We start from the raw sequence: 22148 nt of genomic DNA, 5'->3' as shown, positions 1-22148 counted from the left end.
AGAACGGAGAAAAAACATGTTTGTAGATCAGGTGAAAATATATGTAAAGGCTGGAAACGGCGGTGATGGAATGGTTGCATTCCGACGTGAAAAATTTGTTCCAAACGGTGGACCAGCAGGCGGTGATGGTGGCAGAGGAGCAAACGTTGTCTTTGAAGTAGACGAAGGCCTACGAACGCTCGTAGATTTCCGTTATAAACGCAAATTTAAAGCTCCTCATGGTGAAAATGGCATGAGTAAAAGTATGCACGGACGCGGTGCGAGAGATTTAATCATTAAAGTTCCACCGGGTACGGTAGTGAAAGACACGGATACAGGTGAAACTCTTGCAGATTTAGTTGCAGACGGACAACAAGCTATTATCGTGAAAGGTGGACGCGGAGGACGCGGCAACAAACGTTTCGCAACTCCAGCGAATCCCGCTCCAGAGCTTTCTGAAAACGGCGAACCGGGTGAGGATCGTAATATTCAACTTGAGCTAAAAGTGCTTGCTGATGTGGGGCTTGTCGGATTCCCGAGCGTTGGTAAATCCACTTTGCTTTCAATCGTATCGGCAGCTCGTCCAAAAATTGCTGCTTATCACTTTACGACACTTGTACCGAATCTCGGAATGGTAGATACTGGAGACGGACGCAGTTTTGTTATGGCTGATTTACCAGGACTAATTGAAGGCGCAAGTCTCGGCGTTGGACTTGGTCACCAGTTTTTACGTCATATTGAACGGACACGGGTTATCGTACACGTAATTGATATGTCTGGTTCAGAAGGACGCGATCCATATGAAGATTATCTTGCGATCAACAAAGAGCTTGAAGACTATAACCTTCGCTTGATGGAACGTCCGCAAATTATTGTAGCGAATAAAATGGATATGCCGGGTTCAGAGGAGAAGCTCGAGGCATTTAAGGAAAAAGTCGGATCAGAAATACCGATTTTTCCGATTTCTGCACTTACAAAAACAGGACTTAAACCGCTATTGTTGTCGATTGCAGATCGGCTTGAAGATACACCTGAGTTTCCGCTTGACGAACTGCTTGAAAAAGAAGAAGAAAATACGGTGCTTTATAAATTCCAAGAAGAAGCGCCAGAATTTGAAATTACGCGTGATCCAGACGGCGCATTTGTGCTTAGTGGCGAGAAGATTGAACGCTTGTTTGCGATGACAAACTTTGAACGCGATGCATCGATTAATCGTTTCTCACGTCAGCTTCGTGCAATGGGCGTTGATGAGGAACTGCGCAAACGCGGAGCAGAGGACGGGGATACAGTTCGTCTGCTTGACTTTGAATTTGAATTTCAAGAGTAATGAGGAGGGAGGAAAGGAGTGCTTTTTTACGAAGAAGCAGACGCCTGACCTCTTTTTCTTTATCAAAAAGGAGCTGTATAATAAATAATGGATATTGCATACTTAGGACCTGCAGCTTCTTTCACACACAGCGCAGCAAAATATGCTTTTCCCGATGAAACGCTGATTCCGCATGCGGCCATTCCAGATGCGATCATGGCAATTCAGTCTGGTGCTGTTGATGCTGCAGTCGTTCCGATTGAAAACACGATTGAAGGCGGGGTTAATACTACGCTTGATTACTTATTTCACTTTGCTGATGTTCCGATTCAAGCAGAACTTGTTCTCCCTATTGCGCAACATGTGATGGTACATTCAGGTAACGCGGCAGCTTGGAAATCGGTTCAAAAAGTCCTCAGCCATCCACAAGGGCTTGCTCAGTGTGCTGATTTCCTTCAAGCAGAACTTTACGGGGTAGAACTGACGGCGACACCTTCGACAGCTTATGCTGCAAAATGGGTCAGCGAGCATCCAGATATGCTTGCAGCGGCGATTGCGCCAGAACTTGCAGCTACGGAATATGGGCTTGCAATCGTAAAACGAGATGCTCAGGATATTGAACTGAATCAAACACGCTTTGCTGTGCTGAGCCGAAGCCCAGTCCAGATTAGACTTCCAAAAGGGGAAGAGAAAACGACGATCAATGTCATATTGCCCAATAATTTACCAGGGGCTTTACATAAGGTATTGTCGGCCTTTGCATGGCGCGGCATTGACATGTCGAAGATTGAATCGCGGCCGCTTAAAACCTCGCTTGGCGAATATTTTTTCTTGATTGATTTATTGTCAGGAGGAAAAACGGAATTACTGCAAAATGCACTTCAAGAAATTGAACTTCTGGGCGGAGAAGTTAAAGTGCTTGGTAGTTATCAGACTTATCTAATCAAGAAAAAGAAAGCTGGTGAGGCTTGATGGGAATTTGGATTACGGAAATGCGATTAGAGGATTATCCAGCTGTTGCCGCGATTCATCAGCAGGGGATTGATACGCGGAATGCTACGTTTCAAACAGAGGCGTTAAGCTGGGGAGATTTTGATGCAAAATATTTGCAGGAGTGCCGGTTAGTAGCCCGTTTAGATGGAGGAAAAGCACTTGGATGGGCTGCGCTTTTGCCAGTTTCTGCGATGCCCAGTTACCGGGGGGTAGCAGAACTAAGTTTGTATGTGGCTGAGGAGGCACGTGGACAAGGACTCGGCCGTAAATTGATGGAAACTATGGTTGAAGCCAGCGAGCAAGCTGGTATTTGGACACTACAATCGCTTGTTTTCCCTGAAAATAAAGGGAGTTTGGCGCTGCACCATGAATTTGGATTTAAAACGCTGTGTGTGCATGAAAAACTTGGAAAAATGGACGGTGTTTTTCGTGATGTTGAAAGGCTTGAGAGGCGTAGCTCAAAGTACTGAAAAAAGCGATTGGGTTATAATGACTACTCGAAAAAGAACGGAGTTTATGAAATGAAAATTTTATTTATTGGCGATATTGTTGGTTCAATTGGACGTGATACTGTAGCCGAGTACTTGCCGAAACTGAAGAAAAAATATAAGCCAACTGTGACGATTATTAATGGTGAGAATGCTGCTTCTGGACGTGGTATCACTGAAAAGATATACAAGGGCTTTCTTGAGCTTGGTGCAAACGCTGTAACCCTTGGCAATCATGGTTTCGATAATCGTGATATTTTTGAGTTTATTGAGGATGCCAAATACTTGGTGAGGCCGGCAAATTTCCCAAACGGAACTCCTGGTACGGGTATGGTTTATGTGAAATCGAATAATGATCTCGTTGCAGTCATCAATTTGCAAGGACGAACATTTATGGGACAGGATTTAGGTGATCCTTTTAAAAAAGCAGACGAGCTTATCGAAGAGGCAAGAAAGAAAACTTCGCTGATTTTTGTCGATTTTCACGCGGAGACGACCAGCGAAAAACAAGCGATGGGTTGGCATTTAGATGGCCGGGTAACGGCAGTCGTTGGGACGCACACACATGTCCAAACTTCGGATAATCGGATTTTGCCGGGCGGAACGGCTTACTTAACAGACTCAGGAATGACCGGACCTTACGATGCAGTGCTTGGAATGGAAAAAGAAGCTGTTCTGCGCCGTTTTAAGACGCAGCTACCAACGAGGTTTGAAGTGCCGAAATCTGGACGGGCGCTTCTTTCTGGTTGTCTTGTGACGTTTGATGCCACAACTGGTCGGGCAAGTAAGATTGACCGAATTTTGATTAATGAGGATCACCCATTTTATGAATGAGGAGGCCGTTTATTTTTGATGGAAACGAATCGGGAAGAGATTTTAAGAAAAGCTGAGGAATTGCGTGATGCACTTTTAAATACGGAAGAAATTGCTTTTTACCGAAAAGCGGAAGAAACGATTGATGCAAACACGAAGGTGCAGGCGAAAATTGCTGAAATTAAACTTTTGCAAAAGCAGTCGGTAAATCTAGAACATTACGGGAAATTTGAAGCTATGAAGGAAACGGAGGCGCAAATTGATGCACTGCGTTTAGAGATTGACAGCTTGCCTGTCGTTCGTGATTTTAGACGCGCACAAGCGGAAGCCAATGACCTGCTCCAAGCTGTGACACAAGAAATTGATCAGATTGTTACGAAAAACCTTGAGCAAAAGGATGTCTAGGAACTGCTTTTTTCATAAGAGAAAGCAGTTTTCGTTTATGGTATAATTGAGTAAAATGTGTTTAATATAGGGGATGAGTGAAAAAATGGTCGAATATACACCAATGATGAAACAATATTTAGCGATTAAAGAGAATTATCAAGACGCTTTTTTTATTTTTTTCGCTTAGGCGATTTTTATGAAATGTTTTTTGACGATGCGCTTAAAGCATCGCAAATTTTGGAGATTACGCTGACAGGACGTGAGGGTGGCGGCACGGAAAAGATACCGATGTGCGGCGTTCCTTATCATTCTGCAAGCGGTTATATTGATACGTTGATTGAAAAAGGATATAAGGTTGCGATCTGTGAGCAAGTGGAAGATCCGAAGACGACCAAAGGCATGGTGAAGCGAGAAGTCGTGCAGCTAATTTCACCGGGAACGGTGATGGATGAGAAAGGTTTAAAGGAAAAAGAAAATAATTATATTGCGGCTTTTTATGTCTATGAGGATAAGGAATTCGGTTTTGCCTATTCGGATCTTTCGACGGGAGAATTGAAATCTACGGTGCTTGAACTTGGAGAAGATCGTCTTGTGAATGAACTTTCAACGCTTGCTTCAAAAGAAGTTGTGGCGCGTCCAGATGATGCTGGATTCATATCAGATACAGCTCGCGAACAACTTGGTTTACTGGTTTCGATACATGATTCTGCGGAACCAACAAAGGAAAGCGATGCACTGATTGATCGATCAATGGCGCTTTCGGAGAAAAAAGCAGTAATGCTCTTGCTACACTATTTAACGGAAACGCAAAAGCGAGATCTAGGTCATCTTCAAAAAGCGATACATTATGAAACGACGCATTTTATGAAAATGGATTATTATTCGAAGCGCAACTTGGAGCTTTCGGAGTCAATTCGTGGGAAAGGGCGTTCTGGGACGCTTCTTTGGCTACTTGATCAGACGAAAACGGCGATGGGTGGACGGCTTTTGAAGCAATGGATCGATCGACCTTTAATTGAAAGAGAAACCATTACAGCTCGGCAAGCAGATGTAGAAGAGTTGATGAAACACTTTTTTGAACGGGTTGAACTGGCTGAAAACTTGAAGAATGTTTACGATTTGGAACGACTTTCTGGTCGTGTTGCTTATGGAAATGTGAATGCTCGTGATTTGGTTCAACTACGTAACTCGTTGTTTCAAATCCCTAAAATCAAGGCAACGCTTGGGTCACTCCAATCTGCTCAAAATTTGAATCAGCTTGCAAGTTTGCTTGATCCTTGTGAAGATTTGGCAGATTTATTGGAGCAAGCAATCATTGATTCGCCTCCACTTTCGATTCGTGAAGGTGGGATTATTAAAGATGGTTATAATGAACAGCTAGATCAGTACCGGGATGCCAGCCGCAACGGGAAAACCTGGATTGCGGAACTTGAACAAAAAGAACGGCAAATTACGGGGATAAAATCGCTTAAGGTCGGATTTAATCGTGTTTTCGGCTACTATATCGAAGTAACACGCGCAAATACTCACTTGCTTGAAGAAGGCAGATATGAGCGGAAACAGACACTGACGAATGCAGAACGTTATATTACGCCTGAACTGAAAGAAAAGGAACGGCTGATTCTTGATGCGGAAGAGAAATCTGTCGAGCTCGAATATCAGTTGTTTACGGAGGTAAGAGAAGCGGTCAAACATTATATTGAGCGATTGCAAAAGCTTGCTAAATCAATTAGTGAAATTGACTGCTTACAAAGTTTTGCTGAAGTCAGTGAGCGAAATCATTTCGTTCGTCCAACGTTAAGTGAAGATGGTACACTTCAAATTACGGAAGGGCGTCATCCAGTGGTTGAACGAGTGATGGGCGCACAAAGTTATGTGGCGAATGATTGCACGATGTCTGATGATCGTGAGATTTTGCTAATCACGGGTCCTAACATGTCCGGTAAGAGCACGTATATGCGTCAAATAGCACTGACGGCGATTTGCGCACAAGTTGGTTGTTTTGTTCCAGCAAAGGAAGCGATTTTACCAATTTTTGATCGGGTATTTACGCGGATTGGTGCGGCTGATGACTTGATTGCAGGGCAAAGTACGTTCATGGTAGAGATGCTTGAGGCGCGGAATGCGATTGTACATGCGACGAAAAATAGTTTGATTTTATTTGATGAAATCGGAAGAGGAACGGCAACGTATGACGGGATGGCACTTGCCCAAGCGATCATTGAGTACATTCATGAAAACGTTCAAGCAAAGACACTCTTCTCAACGCATTATCATGAACTGACGGTACTTGAAGAAGAGTTGCCTCATCTTAAAAACATTCATGTCAGTGCGGTAGAAGAAAATGGAAAAGTTGTTTTCTTGCATAAGATTAAAGACGGCCCCGCAGATAAAAGCTATGGGATTCACGTTGCTGAGCTGGCACGTTTGCCAAAGTCTTTAATTGAACGTGCGGCTGAGATTTTACAAACGCTTGAAGAGGGCGAGAAAAATTTGTTGAATGAAGCCCAGATCAACAAGCCCTCTGAACGGCAAATGGTACGTGAAAGTTCTGAACCGACTTATCAAGTTGAAAAACTGGTTGCGGATGAAGAGGTACAACTTCCACTATTTGAAATTGAAGAAAAACCGAAAGCAGAAAAAGAAAAGCCTAACCGGATTGAAGCGGAAATTAAGATGCTTAATTTAATGCAAATGACGCCGCTTGATGCTATGAACAAACTATTTGAACTGCAAAGTAAATTGAAATAAGGATGTGATTGTGTGGCGAAAATTATCGAATTAACGGATGACCTCTCCAATAAGATTGCAGCTGGGGAAGTAGTAGAACGTCCTGCTTCCGTAATCAAGGAACTTGTTGAAAACGCGATTGATGCGAAAAGCAGTGTGATCGATATTTTGATTGAAGAAGCGGGCTTATCCAAAATGACGGTCATTGATAATGGTCTCGGCATTGAACCGGAAGATGTTTCCACTGCTTTCTTGCGCCACGCTACAAGCAAGATTAAAACAGAAAAAGATTTGTTTCGGGTGCATACACTTGGTTTTCGAGGCGAAGCTCTGCCAAGTATCGCTTCTGTCGCTAAGGTGAAAATGACCACTTCTTCTGGTGAAATGGGAACGACGATCGTGATCGAAGGTGGAAAAGAAATTGATAAACACAGCGATTCTGCACGACGAGGCACGGAAATTGAAGTGAGTGAGCTTTTTTATAATACCCCGGCGCGGTTAAAATACTTGAAAAGTCTTCCAACTGAACTTGGCAATATTACGGATGTCATCAATCGTTTAGCGCTTGCTCATCCAACTATCAGCTTTAGGTTGTCTCATAACGGAAAACCGCTCCTTTCTACTAGCGGAAATGGGGATTTGCGGCAAGTGATTGCCGCAATCTACGGCGTTCAAATTGCCAAGAAGACGGTACCGATTGAAGCGGAATCGCTTGATTTTAAGATTTCGGGATACGGCGTTTTGCCGGAAATCAACCGCTCTAACCGCAATTATATTTCAACAATTATTAATGGACGCTATATCAAGAATTTTGCACTAGTAAAGGCGATTCAAGAAGGTTATCATACACTCCTTCCAATTGGCCGTTTTCCAATTATCGTACTTGAAATCGAGATGGACCCGATTATTATTGATGTGAATGTTCATCCGGCAAAGCTTGAAGTGCGTCTTAGTAAGGAAAAGGAACTTGGTCAGCTAATTACGGCAGCGATTAAGGATGCTTTTCATAAGCTACAGCTTATCCCAGATGGTGCAGTTTCAAAGCGAGAAAAATTGCAATCGGAACAACTGAAAATTCGTTTGGATGATAAGCCAGATCAAGAAAAGTTGGATCAAGATGATAAACCTGTAACACAGATGCTATTTGAAAAACCTTCTGTGCCCGAGTTTATTCCAGAACAAAATGAAGCAGATTCTGAGCCATTTGTCTTCGAACAAGAAGAGGTGTATGTAAGTGATGCGGCTCCGGTTCCTGAAGAAAAACCGGAAAGGATTCCAAAAATGTATCCAATCGGACAGATGCATGCGACGTATATTTTAGCGCAAAATGAAGAAGGACTTTATATTATTGATCAGCATGCCGCGCAAGAGCGGATTAAATATGAATTTTATCGCGAGAAAATCGGTGAAGTGAGCCGTGAACTTCAAGAATTGCTTGTTCCAATCGTGCTTGAGTTCACAGCAGACGAGTTTTTACGGCTTACGGAAGCAAAAGAAAAATTAGAGGATGTTGGTGTGTTCATGGAGCCTTTTGGGCAAAATAGCTTTATCATTCGTTCGCATCCGACTTGGTTTCCAAAAGGTGAAGAAGAAACGACTTTGCGTGAAATTGTGGATGAAGCACTGCACGAGCCAAATGTAAGCATTCATAAGCTAAGAGAAGATACGGCAATTATGATGAGCTGTAAAAAGTCTATCAAAGCCAATCACTATTTGACGATGCCGGATATGGAAGCTTTGCTTGATACGCTTCGTGAAGCAAGTGATCCATTTACTTGTCCACATGGTCGACCTGTTATCATCAAGTACACAACTTACGAGCTTGAGAAGATGTTTAAGCGCGTGATGTAAAAAGGAGAGCAACGTAAAAGGTGAAAGATTTATTTAACGGGCAACGGATTATTCCAGCAGCCCATAATCAAAGGGATATTGAAAAGATTGCTGAACTTTCAGATGCAACTTATATGGTCATGCTCGAAACACATGTTGCTCAGCTTGGTTCACTTGTCAAATTTGCGAAATCCACGGGAAAGAAAGTACTGCTCCATGCTGATCTTGTAAATGGTTTAAAGAATGATGATTATGCGATTGATTTTCTTTGTCAGGAAATTCGTCCGGATGGGATAATTTCAACGCGAGGGAACGTGATTTTAAAGGCGAAACAGCATAAAGTTTTGGCAATTCAACGCCTATTTATGATTGATTCGAGTGCCTATACGAAAGGTTCAACGCTGATCGAAAAAGTACAGCCGGATGCGATTGAACTTTTACCAGGTATTTTACCTGAGCAAATCGGAAAGATGATTCAAGCGATGGATATTCCTGTAATTGCCGGCGGTTTGATTGAAAGGTATGATCAAATTGATGCTGTGCTTGCGGCTGGTGCGACAGCAGTGACGACTTCAGATAAATCACTTTGGCAAAAAAGCCGTTCTTGATTAAGAACGGCTTTTATTATACAGTTTGGTCTGAATGTCAATTTGTATTATAACAGAACAGAACGTGTTTAATAGTACAGGAAATAAGTTTGTTAGCGTGAAGTTTGGTAAATTAAGGAATTTCTCGGTTGGATGAACTTTCAAGCAAAAAACTGTAGCATTTTTCTAATAATATGTTATGATAACAGTATAGATTTACGTTTAATTATTCACGTTCAGAAATGCACAAAAGAACGCTTACAATAAAATCAAATGTAAGGAAAGACGATTGAAAGGAAGAAGACAATGGAAAAAGTAATCGGCCATGTTCATTCTACGGAAACGATGGGAACGGTTGACGGTCCAGGTGTTCGTTTTATTGTTTTTATGCAAGGATGTTTGTTACGCTGCCAGTTTTGCCATAACCCTGATACGTGGAAAATTGGGACTGGAACGGAGCGAACGGCAGAAGATGTTTTTAATGAAGCTATAAAATATAAAGAATTTTGGGACGCAACCGGCGGCGGTATCACGGTCAGTGGCGGCGAACCGCTTCTACAAGTCGATTTTTTGATCGAACTATTCACACTTTGTAAGGAAGCAGGTATTCACACGACGATTGACAGCTGCGGCGGCTGTTTTACACGCGAACCGGAATTTATTGAAAAATTGGATCGCTTGATGGAACTCACAGATTTGATTTTACTTGATATTAAACAAATGGACCCTGAAAAGCATTTGAAATTAACTTCACGGCCAAATGCTCCAATCTTGGATTTCGCACATTACTTGCGCGATAAAAATCAACCGATTTGGATTCGTCATGTACTGATTCCAACGAAAACAGACGATCCGAAAGATTTAACAGCTTTGCATGATTTTATTCTTACTTTGCCAAATGTTAAACGGGTTGAAGTATTGCCGTATCATACGATGGGGGTTTATAAGTGGGAAAAACTTGGCATTCGCTATCCGCTTGAAGGCATTGAAACTCCGGATAAAGAAACGGTTGATATGGCGAACGAAATTCTCCAAACTCAAACTTATAGATAACAAAAAACCACTTGCTCTTTAAGAGCGAGTGGTTTTTTTGTGTTCAAGTAAACTTTGGCACCATCTTTTTTCAGCCATTGTCAACTCGTACTTGCGTTCATAAATCTGGTAGGGCATGTTACCCGCACGCTCACTTTCTGAAACAAGTCCTAGGTTTTCTTCAATCGAATGAAGCGTTGCGCTGGTTAATATAAGCTGTTCATCGAGGTAAGCAACTCGTTCTTCAAGAAGTTCCTTTGTTCGTTCAGGATTCAACCAATCGAGCTGAATCTTAATGACAAATTCATCGCGTAACACTGGAGACTTTACAGCTGTTTTAGACCAAGCTTCAAGTAGTTCTATCCCAGAAAAAGTGATAGCATAAATTTTTTTTGTTTGGCTTCCCGTTCTGCTGACGTGTATAAGAAACGAGATAACCAAGTTCTTCTAATTTAGCGAGCATTGGATAGATTTGACTGTGGTGCGTATTTTGCATAATTTTCAGCCGATACGCTAAATCATAGCCGCTCGAAGCTTCACGAGCAATCATTTCAAGGAGCGTATAGCCGAGCAAGTTAACCGCAGTCGCCATTTCAAATCATCCTTTCTATATCATCACCTTTACATTTTAAATCAAAAAAAAAGATAATGCAATTTTATACATATGTCACTTTTTATATATGTAAATATTGACATATGAAATAAACAGGAATAAAATAAGAAAGTCGAGAAAAAAAGAAAGAAGTGGATCAATTTATGTTGACAGACAAACAAAAAGCTGCCGGGAAATGGATTACTGCGGCAGCCTCATTACTAGCTTTTATGGGGATTGGGATTGTTGATCCGATTCTTCCAAGTATCGCTGAAAGTATTGGTGCTACTCATTCTCAAGTAGAAATGCTTTTTACTTCGTATATTTTTGTAATGGCCGTGATGATGATTCCGATTGGGATTGTCGCAAGTAAAGTAGGGGATAAGCGGCTGATCGTAACAGGTCTTGCGATTGTCACTGTTTTTGCACTTTTATGCGGCTTTTCAAACAGCATTGCCGGACTTTCGCTTTTCCGAGCTGGATGGGGATTTGGCAATTCAATGTTCCTTGCAACAGCCATGACTATGCTGATTGCATTATCGCATACACCGTCACATGCCATTGGCCTTTATGAGTCTGCTATGGGACTTGGAATGGCATTTGGACCGCTTCTAGGCGGCGTACTGGGCAACTTGTCTTGGCGCTATCCATTTTTTGCTACAGCAACCTTAATTTTTATCGCTTGTTTGCTTGTCCTTTTCAAAGTAAAAGCACCGGCACAAGAAAAGACAGCCAAAAAAGAAGTCCCAATCAAGCAAATGCTACATCTCTTTACCTACAAACCATTTCTGCAAATTGCTGTAAGCGGGATGTTTTACTATTATTGTTTCTTTACGATTTTAGCGTATTCACCCCTTGTATTAGGGCTTTCTGCGATTCAAATCGGTTTTGTCTTTTTTGCTTGGGGCCTTTGTCTAGCGCTTGGTTCTGCCAAAATCGCCCATGACCTTGAAGCGCGTTTCAATTCAAAAACCGTTCTCAAGTTCACCTTAGTCGCTTGCGCCGTTATCCTTGTGCTGCTTGGTATCATCCCAAGCCTTCCTGCGCGAATTGTGCTGATTATCGTGTCTGGGCTGATCCTTGGCATCAATAATGCGCTTTTTACAACGACTGTAATGGAACATTCACCATATGCGCGTAGCGTGACAAGCGGAGCTTACAATTTTGTTCGCTGGCTCGGTGCCGCATTTGCACCATTGCTATCTGGTCTAATCAGCGAAGCCTTCGGCGCGAGCTATCCATTTATTGTCGCAGCAGTTTTAGCTGTTTTCGGAATGGCGCTATTATTCTTGAAAATCGTTCCAACACATCAAGATGCTAAAATTGAAGCAACTGAATAATTTAAAAATACACTCTCATAATTGGAGAGTGTATTTTTATGTTACAATCGAAGGGAAGAGGTGAAAAAAATGAAAGAACAGCTTAATATCATCAATGACCACATGGAAGTAATTGCTGTAAAAGATCGAAATGAAGCTCATCGCAAAGGTTTGCTGCACGAAACAGTTCACGTCTGGTTTTACGTTCGCCATGCAGGAGAAATTTTTCTTTTGTTTCAGCAACGTTCCTTTAAAAAGACAGATTTTGCCGGGCTTTATGACATTACTGTTGCAGGCCATATTGATGCTTCCGAAACACGAGACGAAGCAGTTCTTCGCGAAATCGAAGAAGAAATTGGACTTAAACTTAGCCTAGAGCAGCTTGATTATAGCGGACATGTTCCAAGTTATTATGAAGAACCGGGTTTCATCGACCATGAACTATGCGCAATTTATTTCACGGAATTCAAGTGGAATCAAATGCTCAAACTTGGGCCAGAAGTAGAGCGGCTTATCGTCTTAAATGAAAGAGAGATGGAAGCTTGGAGGAACAATCAAATCAGTTCTGGATACGAACTTGGAAGGCGAAGCAAAAATACATTCCCAATTGAGCCATCCGAATTCTGCCCACATACCGGAAACTATCGTGATTTTGTCGTAAACTATATTGCCGGAAAAAAATAAATCAGAAATATTTAATTCGATTAATATATCATAGTTTCATCATTAAATAAAAATAGTTCATGAAAAAAATCTGGTTTATATAAAATCGGATTTTTAAAATAGCAGAATGAAACAATACTATAATTCTGCCTAAATTTTGTGATTTCCATTGCATCACTTGGTTGGGAGCTTTTTCCAATTATGTCAAAAATGACGAAAATTTATTTAAAAAAAAATAAAACTCGTATCTTATTATATATTTGAATCTAAATTATTTTTACTATACTTGGAGTAAGCAGCTAGTTTCCGCAAAATTTATGCAACGGCTGCAAAACAGTCTCCAAGGAGGAAATTACGAAATGTCAATTAAGAAAGATAAAAAGTTCTATCAATTAACGAAGAAAGGAGTGGTTCTTGGTGTTGCTGCACTAACATTTGGAAGCCAAGTGGTTACGAGTTTGCCAATTAACGTTCTGGCAGTCGATCCTGGTATTTCCGCTCAAGCGGATGAAAGTACGGTTAACGTTTCTTCCTATAGTGATTTTAAAGCAGCATTGGCAAATAATGCTGTAGCAACTATTAATTTAACTGGCGATATCGAATTTCCAAGTACTACCAATGTCTACACTGATGCTCGCGTGACACATTCTGTTACTATCAACGGAAATGGCCATACCATCAACATGTATAAAAACTCTATGAACGGGCGCCGTGATGGTGCAAATACAGTTACTTTTAATAATGTAAATGTAATTGCGAACCAGCCAGACGGTTACTATTCTGCTTATGGTTTAGTTTTTTCTGATGTTGACGGTTATACAATTAACATGAACAATGTTACTTATACCGGGCCGCAAGCGATTTATAATGTAAATGGTCATGTAAATATTTCAGGTACTACAACACTCACAGCAACAGGATCTGGAAATGAAAACATGGAACTGAAAAGCTTAACTGTTCAACCAGAAGCAAAACTGACAATGACGTCGAACGCACTTAATGTTTCTGTCTTTGGTGATGGAGATATAACTATCGGAAATGGCGCTGAGGTAAAAACTTTAGGCGGAAGCAATGCATTTTACTTACGTGGCAAAGCAACAATGACAGTCGAAAGCAATGCAAAAGTGGAACTAAATAATAAGCAAGCTGGTGTTTATGGCTCATCTGCTTCATTTATTCTAGAGCCGAATGCTTCATACAGCTCACATTTCACAGATGAAAAAATAGATTATGTTCAACTGTTAGCTAAAAATATTACTCTAGGATCAGGTAGTACGTTTAAGGTCACAGCGTCTCCTGTCACTGACTATGCAATACGTACAAATACAGGAACTTTTACTTTTGATGGAGTAACAGATTTTGATATTAATAACACCAATATAAAAGGGCGCGCTATTTATTCTTATGGTTCCTCCACCTACAGCTTTAATAATGAAACAATAGGAGCTTGGCTTACAAATAATGCTACAGACATGCCAGATGTTTCCTGGCAGGGATTAACAGGAACATTTAAAATGTCTGGATACACCACATCTGCCCATACTATTAATGATACAAATTTCAATACGAATTTCAAACCAACAAGCATACATCGAATTTCGAACACAAATGCAGTACCACCTGAAGTTACTGTGAACGCTCTAAATGATAAAAGTACTAAAGCAACTGGAACCGTGTCGCCTGGTTCGAACGTAGTTATTGAAGCGGCAGGGAAATCTTACATTGCAACTGTAGCAGCTGATGGCTCTTACTCAGCGGTAATTGATATGCTGCCAGCAGGGACAGAAGTTACGGTTATAGCAAAAAGAGGAAGCTTAACTAATACAACAAAAACTATTGTTGCTGATGTGACCGCGCCAGATGCTCCAACTGTTGAAGCCCCAGTTTATGATGATACACTCGTGCTTAAAGGTACGGCTGAGGCCAACTCAACAGTTACCGCTGTTGTAGAGGGCAACGTGATTGGTACAGCTAAAACTGATAGCACAGGAAATTATCAAATGAATATTCCCGCACAAATGAAAGATGCAGTAATAAGCCTAACTGCTGAAGATGCTGCTGGAAATGTGAGCGCAGAAACTAATGTAACAGTTCTCGAAGCGATTAAAGATTATTCATTAGCAGCAGATCGCTATGAGCTACTCCAAAAAACTTTAACTGGAACATTTGGAAAAGATGTCTCAAAAGTACGTCTCTGGGTTAATGATAAAGTAGTAGCACAAGCTGAAACAGATGGAAACGGAAATTATGTGTTTATGAATGCTGGAAGTTTTATCAAAGCAGATGATAAAGTTGAAATTGTTGCAGTTGATGCTAAATTTGTTGAAGTGAACCGAATTAATGTTACAGTTGCGGAAGAAAGTAAGAATTATAGTTTAACTGTGCAAGACCATCAAATTGGTCAAGCATCACTTTCAGGCAAGTTCGGAAAGGATGTCTCAAAAGTACGCCTTTGGGTGAATGAAAAAGTTGTGGCTCAAGCTGAAACAAACGCTTATGGCAACTATGTTTTCCCTAACGGTGGAAGATTTATTCAATCAACAAGCGATAAAGTGGAGGTAGTGGCAGTTGATGCACAATATAATGAAGTAAATCGTATTGCTGTGCCACTTCTTGAAGCAGAAAAAGACTATAAATTGACTGCTGATAAATACGAAGTTGGTCAAGCAGCGCTTAATGGAGCATTCGGTAAGGATATCTCTAAGGTACGCCTTTGGGTGAATGGCAGTGTCGTAGCCCAAGCATCAATTAATGCAGATGGAACTTATTCGTTCTCAAGTGCTAGCGGATTAATTAAAGAAGGAGATATTGTTGAAGTTGTTGCAGTTGATGCACGTTACAACGAAGTAAATAGGATTACGGTTACTGTAAATGCGCCTGCAAAAGATTACAATTTAACTGCTGATCGCTACGAGTTTTTACAGCAAGCGTTAACAGGGACATTTGGAAAAGACATTTCTAAGGTGCGCCTATGGGTAAATGGAAAAGTCGTGACACAAGCTGAAACTGATGGTAACGGTAACTATTCATTTCCGAATGCAGGAGGATGGATCAAGCAAGACGATCTAGTAGAGATTGTTGCAGTTGATGCTAGCTATAAACAAGTAAACAAAATTGTTGTAACAGTTGAAGAAGCGACAAAAAACTATGATCTGATGGCCGATAAATTTGAAATTGGTCAAACAGAACTGATAGGTACATTTGGCACTGATATCAGCAAAGTACGTCTCTGGGTGAATGGTGAAGTAAAAGCGCAAGCACAACTCAACGAAGATGGAACATACTCGTTCCCGAATGCAGGAAACTTCATTAAATCAGGCGACTTAGTGGAAGTTGTAGGTGTGGATACGCGTTATGTAGAAGTAAACCGTATTACAGTAAACGTGACAGATACGATGGACAACACTTTAACAGCGGATATCTATGAGTTAGGACAAGCTGAACTATCCGGTACTTTTGGTAGTAAAGTTGCTTTTGTACGTCTATGGGTAAATGGCGAAGTGAAAACGCAAGGCGAAGTATATAGTGCAGGAAACTATGTATTTACAAGTGCGGGTCAACTAATCAAGAAAGGCGACAAAGTAGAAATTGTAGCGGTAGATTCACGCTATCAAGAAGTAAATAGAATTGAAGTTCCAGTCAAGGACTATTCGCTAAAAGCAGAAACTTTTGCAGTCGGCGATGCTTCACTTTCAGGAATAGCTGGAAAAGATATTCTTTCAGTACGTTTATGGGTGAATAGCGAAGTGAAAACTCAAAAAGCTCCTGATACAGAGGGCAATTTTAGTTTTGATGGATCACTCGTTAAAGATGGTGATAAGGTCGAGCTTGTTGCAGTAGATAAATCGTATAAGGAAGTCAAACGTTTAACAGTTTTATAAGAATTGTATGGATAATTGATAGGGAGAGCTGAGTTAATTTACTCTCCTTATTGATTTCTTTTTAAGTTTACATAATATATATTATAGGAAGTAATAGATGGATATAACAAATTAATCTTTACGCTTAAAACCTTTTTAAAATAGCTTTTTATGTGACGTTCCTGTGTAAACGTTAGAATTTTAATCGAGCACTTCTATATCTAGATTTCATTTAGTCGCAAATTAAACTGCTTTCTAAACTATAAAAACTGTTTTAAGCTAAAAACCAAATATCTTTCAAACCAGCGCTTTATGCAGCGCCGGTTTCGATTATTCAACTGCTTGTATGGCTCGTTTCAACGCAAAAAATAACTCATATGAAAAACCCATCTAGTTTCAGATGGGTTTAGGATAATTTCGTTTAGATATTGCATTTACTACACGTATTGCTAAGTAGCCAAGGATAATGCCACATACATTTAGAAAAATATCGCCGGTATCAAAATAGCCGACCTTTAAATAATACTGTAGCATCTCAACACTTGAAATTAACAATATGGCAGTTGCTAGGGTTATGAAAAAGCCACGTTTTTTAAATAGAAATCCGATAGGTATAAAAGCTGCTACATTTCCGATTGTAATGACACGTAAATTTCCTGCTAAAAATGGATCGATAAAATCAAACGTATCTGTTGATATACCTTGGATTTGACTTCCTTTTCCAAAAAGAAGAAACAATAGGCACGCAAAGTAAATTAGATAAGCGGCCATCGTTAAGATTGGACTGAATTTGCGATTAATGACTTGGATGGCAATCAGATAGATAAGCGTTGTTGTAATTGAAATGGTCAATAAATCTATAAAACTGTAGGTTTGCATCAAGTTCGTCAAGTAAAAATACATCCAGTCTTTAAAAAAGTACATATACAGATAAATCGCAAATAATATGGAGGCAATCGGCAACAATGTAAGATTAAATGCTTTTTTCATTTTGTTCTCCTCCTTTAATCATTTCTTGCTTCTAAGTATAAAGCAAATTTGTTAAAGAAGTTTTAAACGAAAAGAAAGAAAACTTAAAAATTACAGCCTTACTCCCCTTTTTTCAACAGTTCGATCTTCTTTTACAAATAAGAAGAGTATACCACCAATCACGAAAAGTACAATTAAACTCGTGACACCGTAAGAGGTTTTCCCTGTCAATTGAGTAATAAAACCCATCAAAGCCGGTCCCATAATCGCAGAAAATTTCCCAAAAATGTTGTAAAATCCATAGAATTCATTAGAACGTTCTTTTGGAATCAACTTACCGTAATAAGAACGGCTAAGCGCTTGAATCCCGCCTTGGCTCGTTCCAACAAGGATAGCGAGAATCCAAAAATCCGTTGTTGTTTTCATGAAAACAGCATAGATACAAATGATAATGTAAATGAAAATAGCTGTTAAAATAAGCGGCTTCGTTCCAAAACTTTTGGCCAGCCGTCCATAAATTAGCGTAAAAGGAAATGCTACAAGCTGCGTCACAAGTAAAATAATAATCAAAGTTGTTTGTGTGATACCAAGATCTAGCCCATAGCTTGTTGCCATCCTGAAAATTGTGTCTACCCCGTCTATGTAAAAGAAATAAGCGATCAGAAAAACAGCAATCGTTTTATGTTTTTTTTATTTCGCGCACAGTTTGAAATAAACGCTTGAAGCTCGTACGGACGGGGTTTTTTACACGTTCAATATAGTGATGCTGCTGAACATTTTTAAAAAAAGGAATCGTAAATCCAAGCCACCAAATGGCTGTCATTAAAAACCCAATGTTAACGAGCGCTACTTGGCTGATTGGCAATATCCCTGTTGCTTGGAAAATAATAAAAATCACGAACGGAATACAGCTGCCCAAATAACCATACGCATAACCTGCAGATGAGATCCTGTCCATCCTTTCATTTGACGTTACATCTACTAAAAAAGAATCGTAAAAAATATTAGCTCCGGAAAACCCGATAAGTGATAAAGCATACAGCCCAAGAAGCATGAGCCAACCGTCACTAGGCACAAACGTAAACGCAACCGTACAAAGAATACCGAGCATCGTAAAAACGTTAAAAAATCTCTTTTTGAAAAATTGGTAGTCAGCAATAGTTCCAAGAATTGGTGCCAAAACCGAGATTAGAAGTGTCCCAATTGAGTTGGCGTAACCCCAATAAGCCGTCGAAGTATGGCCTGCAATACCGGCGTTATCCGCCACTCCTTTAAAATATATTGGTAAAATGGCCGTTGTAATCATGATCGAATAGGCTGAATTGGCCCAGTCTTGTAAAATCCAGCTTCTCTCTTCTTTTGTGTATTTCATTCCCTTTTCTCCTTAAAGATTTCGTGAAGAATCTCACCTTCTGTATTCTTCATGTCAAACCCTAAAATTCGCGCAAAAGTTGGTGCTTCATCAATCAAACGAGCGCTATCAAGCATTTCCCCTTGTTTGATTTCTGGTCCTGCAAAGATAAGTGTCGTTTTATAATCTGATTTGTCTGGATGGTAACCGTGAACGGCCTTGTAGAAATTTGGCTCCCCTATTTTTTCATCGGTGATTTTTTCCAAAAATGGCCCCGCTGCATCTTCAATAAAATAATAACCTGGCTTTCCTTCCACCATAAAATCCGCATCCGGATCGGCACCGAGATTGATAATCTCCGCTGATGTATAAACATGTTCAATTTCTGGAATCGACTTCAGTAATTCATATACCGGCTGCTTCAAGGTTTTATCTTTTACGTAAATATAGCTTGAGCCGTCACAGCTTTTGGCATAGACATGATAGCGTTTGATTTCTTGTTCTTGATTGGCTTCCAGATACCCTTCTTCTAAAAAGCGCACATTAAGGCGAATGGCGGTATGAACATCAATTTGATAATGATCCCCTAAAATGGCAAAGGTTGTATCCGGATAGATTCCCGCTTCTTTCGTTGCCTCAATAATTTTACCAACCCGTTCATCATGACGCTTAAGAGCTGCCTTGGCTTCATCGGATTCTACTCCGAATTCATGCCTCATGCTGTCCATATCCACAAAATGAGCAAGCAGTAATCCTGGTTTTTTTGATCGGATTGTATCTGTAACTGCCTCCACTAAAAATGCATCCAAATTTGGTTGTTTAATGCCATCGCGTAGATGACCGTATTTCCGATTCATATCAAGCAGGAAAAATGGTGAACTAGCCCAAAGCGAAACCATCACTTGATTGAGCCAAAAGCGGTTCGGAAAAATTTCAGCGATGTTGTAGTCAATTCCGCTTTGAGCCGCAACCGGCCAGAGAAAAGCAGCCGTCTTATACCCTTTTGCTTTTGCAAGATCATAAAGTGTTGGTACTTGAATATCGCGTTTATACCAATGCCAATCGGGCGAACTTTTCTCCGGTTGAATCTTGGTATTATTTATAATCCCGTGTGCAAGCGGATAATGGCCGGTAATAATGCTTGTGTGGGCCGGATATGTAAGCGATGGATAAATCGTGCTGACTTCTTTCACATGCACGCCGCGATCGATCAGACTTTTAATGGCTGGAAGTTCAGACAAATCTTCCAAATCTTTTGCGCCGAGCGCGTCAAGCGAGAGTACAAATAAATGTTTTGTCATAGTTTCACATCCTTCTTTTCTTTATTATTGTAGCAAACTATGCTGAGTTCCGCTTGCCGAACGCATTTCGCCGTGCAGACAAAATCGATTCAGCGTACAAAAAAACCCGGAAATTAACTTTCCGAGTCTTGTTTAGGAATATCTCGTTTAGGTTTTTTTTTCAAGCATGTGTTCAGCTTGGTCGGTGACGCCCAGAACATCGAGGAAGAACATCACAACTGGAATCCCGACAATTAATCCCCAAATGCCAAAGAAATGTTCTCCGAAAATCAAGATTATAAAGGTATAGAAAACTGGTAAATCGGTTTTAGCAGACATTAGCTTCGGATTCAGCACATATGATTCAAGTGCATGAATCACAACTACAATTACAATAATGTAAAAAATATATTGGAAGCCGCCGATTGTGTATGCAATAATCGTAAGCGGAACCATCGAGATAATCACACCAGCAACCGGGATAAGCCCCAAGAGGAATACCATGATGGATAGTGTCATCAGTTGTGGGAAGCCTAAAATCCAAAGCGAAATCGTTGTGAGGACACAGTTTACAATCGCAATTAGAAACTGTGCTTCAATGACTTTCCCGAATGTGGACACAAACTTTTTGCCGAAATACTTGATTTCTTCGTAAATGAATGCAATCTTGCTTGTCGCAAACTGATTCGTGAATTTTACCAACTGATCTTTCCCGAGCGAGAAAAACAAGCTCAGCATCAAAGCGATGAACACATTAAAGAGCACAACTCCAATGTTTGTCAGGTACGTTACAACAATTTGAACACCTTGTTCGGTATACTTCATCACATCAACTTGGTTAGCCAGGTTCACAACATAGTTAATAAATTCATTATTGCTGTCAGTTGTAAAGAAATGGTTGATAAAGTTTACAAGTTGTTTAATTTGTTCTGTTAAAAGAGGGACATATTTGACAACAACAAAAGTCAAAACGAGCGCAATAATCGCATAAAGTAACAGCACGATCACTTGCCGATAGATTGAAATTCGGCGTAAAATGAAGCCCTCAAGCCGTGTAATTAAAAATGAAAAGATAAAGGTAAGCAAGATAATATCCATCATGCTACGCAGTAAATATAAAACGAATGCGACAAGTATAAAGACCAAAACTCGACGAACGCTTTTGTTTTTAAAAAAACTGAATCAAACTGTCCAAAAAAAGATGTCCTCCCATTCTAAAATGCTTATTTCCATTGTATCAGATAAACCTTACAGATGCATGTGTTCTAATGATTTATTCCGCAAAAAAAGTTCCGGATGTGTCATCCGGAACTTTTACTTATATTATTTCGCTACTTCAATGACAATTTTACCACGCACATGCCCTTTTTCACTCAACTCATGAGCTTCCTTCACTTGATGAAGCGGAAATTCAGCAGCAATTTCAGTTGTGATTTTACCCGATTCGATATAGTTACGTAGTTCGTCGAGATCAGCCCCACTTGAAACTACCCAAAGTCCCTTCGCGATGGCTTTCTTTTCTTTTGCAAGCTCTGGATCTGGAGCACCAGCGATTGAGCCGATACGACCGCCTTCTTTTAAAAGCGAAAAGGCTGCGAGCTGACTTTTTCCACCGATTAAATCAAAAACAACATCAACTGGTTCAGTATCATATGAATCAGTTTTAGTATAATCAAATACTTCGTCTGCTCCGAGTGATTTTACATAGTCGATATTATTTGGTCCTGTTGTTGTGACAACTTCGGCACCGATAATTTTAGCGATTTGAATTGCAAAACTCCCCACACCTCCAGAACCAGCAGAAATAAAAACACGTTCGCCTGCACTTAGACCTGCAAAGTTACGCAAAGCTTGGTAGGCCGTCAAAGCAGCCAGCGGAACTGAAGCTGCTTCCTTATAGCTCAAATTTGCTGGCTTTTTCGACACAAATAATTGGTTAACGGCAATTTCTTCCGCATATGAACCGTTT

15 protein-coding genes and 3 pseudogenes are annotated in these 22148 nt (G+C 40.4%); 12 read left to right on the top strand and 6 right to left on the bottom strand.

Translation table 11 applies throughout. The features are described from left to right. The first annotated feature begins 16 nt into the window (after positions 1-16). The 9 genes and pseudogenes from obgE (at position 17) to pflA (ending at position 10166) form a co-directional block, all read left to right on the top strand. A complete protein-coding gene (obgE, locus tag MFLO_RS03390; RefSeq protein ID WP_036096389.1) occupies positions 17-1306 on the top strand; it encodes a GTPase ObgE in 1290 nt (429 codons plus the stop codon). Positions 1307-1393: 87 nt separating this feature from the next. Next, positions 1394-2257, top strand: coding sequence for a prephenate dehydratase (pheA, locus tag MFLO_RS03385; protein WP_036096388.1), 864 nt, complete (start codon positions 1394-1396; stop codon positions 2255-2257). Next, complete coding sequence (locus MFLO_RS03380) at positions 2257-2748, top strand: GNAT family N-acetyltransferase (RefSeq protein WP_036096387.1); 492 nt, start codon at positions 2257-2259, stop codon at positions 2746-2748. Before pheA ends, MFLO_RS03380 begins: the two co-directional genes overlap by 1 nt. Positions 2749-2799: 51 nt before the next feature. Further along, positions 2800-3600 (top strand): TIGR00282 family metallophosphoesterase, encoded by an 801-nt coding sequence (locus MFLO_RS03375; RefSeq protein ID WP_036096472.1) that lies wholly within the window; start codon positions 2800-2802, stop codon positions 3598-3600. Positions 3601-3618: 18 nt separating this feature from the next. Further along, positions 3619-3984 (top strand): YlbF/YmcA family competence regulator, encoded by a 366-nt coding sequence (locus MFLO_RS03370; protein WP_036096385.1) that lies wholly within the window; start codon positions 3619-3621, stop codon positions 3982-3984. Positions 3985-4069: 85 nt separating this feature from the next. Next, positions 4070-6717, top strand: a pseudogene (gene mutS / locus MFLO_RS03365) (DNA mismatch repair protein MutS). A 12-nt stretch (positions 6718-6729) separates the two neighbouring features. Further along, positions 6730-8547 (top strand): DNA mismatch repair endonuclease MutL, encoded by a 1818-nt coding sequence (gene mutL, locus MFLO_RS03360; protein WP_036096383.1) that lies wholly within the window; start codon positions 6730-6732, stop codon positions 8545-8547. A 20-nt stretch (positions 8548-8567) separates the two neighbouring features. Further along, on the top strand, positions 8568-9134 hold the full coding sequence (locus MFLO_RS03355; RefSeq protein WP_036096382.1) for a glycerol-3-phosphate responsive antiterminator: 567 nt from the start codon (positions 8568-8570) through the stop codon (positions 9132-9134). A 285-nt stretch (positions 9135-9419) separates the two neighbouring features. Continuing rightward, positions 9420-10166: a pyruvate formate-lyase-activating protein gene (gene pflA, locus MFLO_RS03350; RefSeq protein WP_036096380.1), complete on the top strand. Its 747-nt coding sequence runs from the start codon at positions 9420-9422 to the stop codon at positions 10164-10166. An 18-nt stretch (positions 10167-10184) separates the two neighbouring features. Here pflA and MFLO_RS16940 read toward each other — a convergent pair. Next, positions 10185-10737, bottom strand: a pseudogene (locus tag MFLO_RS16940) (PadR family transcriptional regulator). A 164-nt stretch (positions 10738-10901) separates the two neighbouring features. Between MFLO_RS16940 and MFLO_RS03340 the strand changes: the two are divergent. From MFLO_RS03340 to MFLO_RS14500, 3 genes are all read left to right on the top strand, one after another. Continuing rightward, positions 10902-12077, top strand: coding sequence for an MFS transporter (locus tag MFLO_RS03340; protein WP_036096378.1), 1176 nt, complete (start codon positions 10902-10904; stop codon positions 12075-12077). A gap of 69 nt (positions 12078-12146) precedes the next feature. Next, positions 12147-12740, top strand: a complete 594-nt coding sequence (locus MFLO_RS03335; RefSeq protein WP_051993476.1) for an NUDIX hydrolase — start codon at positions 12147-12149, stop codon at positions 12738-12740. Positions 12741-13078: 338 nt separating this feature from the next. Beyond that, entirely contained in the window at positions 13079-16600 is a 3522-nt protein-coding gene (locus MFLO_RS14500) for an immunoglobulin-like domain-containing protein (protein ID WP_051993474.1), read from the top strand. A gap of 375 nt (positions 16601-16975) precedes the next feature. Here the strand turns inward: MFLO_RS14500 and MFLO_RS03325 are convergent, their stop codons facing one another. The 5 genes and pseudogenes from MFLO_RS03325 to MFLO_RS03305 form a co-directional block, all read right to left on the bottom strand. Then, positions 16976-17569, bottom strand: a complete 594-nt coding sequence (locus MFLO_RS03325) for a VanZ family protein (protein WP_036096376.1) — start codon at positions 17567-17569, stop codon at positions 16976-16978. A gap of 90 nt (positions 17570-17659) precedes the next feature. Continuing rightward, positions 17660-18920, bottom strand: a pseudogene (locus MFLO_RS03320) (MFS transporter). Further along, positions 18917-20200 (bottom strand): alkaline phosphatase family protein, encoded by a 1284-nt coding sequence (locus MFLO_RS03315; RefSeq protein WP_036096374.1) that lies wholly within the window; start codon positions 20198-20200, stop codon positions 18917-18919. Before MFLO_RS03315 ends, MFLO_RS03320 begins: the two are co-directional and overlap by 4 nt. A gap of 147 nt (positions 20201-20347) precedes the next feature. Continuing rightward, positions 20348-21325 (bottom strand): AI-2E family transporter, encoded by a 978-nt coding sequence (locus MFLO_RS03310; protein ID WP_051993470.1) that lies wholly within the window; start codon positions 21323-21325, stop codon positions 20348-20350. Between the two features lie 177 nt (positions 21326-21502). Next, on the bottom strand, positions 21503-22148 hold a 646-nt coding region (locus tag MFLO_RS03305; protein ID WP_036096372.1), incomplete at its 5' end, for an NADP-dependent oxidoreductase.

Origin of the sequence: Listeria floridensis FSL S10-1187, assembly GCF_000525875.1 — a bacterium.
Classification (GTDB): domain Bacteria; phylum Bacillota; class Bacilli; order Lactobacillales; family Listeriaceae; genus Listeria; species Listeria floridensis.
The sequence above is the reverse complement of the archived record's forward strand: the minus strand, read 5'-3'. Positions and strand labels throughout refer to the sequence as shown.

Coding starts and splice junctions, on each gene's coding strand:
- obgE (WP_036096389.1), top strand. CDS start 17: ATGTTTGTAGATCAGGTGAAAATATATGTAAAGGCTGGAAACGGCGGT.
- pheA (WP_036096388.1), top strand. CDS start 1,394: ATGGATATTGCATACTTAGGACCTGCAGCTTCTTTCACACACAGCGCA.
- MFLO_RS03380 (WP_036096387.1), top strand. CDS start 2,257: ATGGGAATTTGGATTACGGAAATGCGATTAGAGGATTATCCAGCTGTT.
- MFLO_RS03375 (WP_036096472.1), top strand. CDS start 2,800: ATGAAAATTTTATTTATTGGCGATATTGTTGGTTCAATTGGACGTGAT.
- MFLO_RS03370 (WP_036096385.1), top strand. CDS start 3,619: ATGGAAACGAATCGGGAAGAGATTTTAAGAAAAGCTGAGGAATTGCGT.
- pflA (WP_036096380.1), top strand. CDS start 9,420: ATGGAAAAAGTAATCGGCCATGTTCATTCTACGGAAACGATGGGAACG.
- MFLO_RS03340 (WP_036096378.1), top strand. CDS start 10,902: ATGTTGACAGACAAACAAAAAGCTGCCGGGAAATGGATTACTGCGGCA.
- MFLO_RS03335 (WP_051993476.1), top strand. CDS start 12,147: ATGAAAGAACAGCTTAATATCATCAATGACCACATGGAAGTAATTGCT.
- MFLO_RS14500 (WP_051993474.1), top strand. CDS start 13,079: ATGTCAATTAAGAAAGATAAAAAGTTCTATCAATTAACGAAGAAAGGA.
- MFLO_RS03325 (WP_036096376.1), bottom strand. CDS start 17,569: ATGAAAAAAGCATTTAATCTTACATTGTTGCCGATTGCCTCCATATTA.
- MFLO_RS03315 (WP_036096374.1), bottom strand. CDS start 20,200: ATGACAAAACATTTATTTGTACTCTCGCTTGACGCGCTCGGCGCAAAA.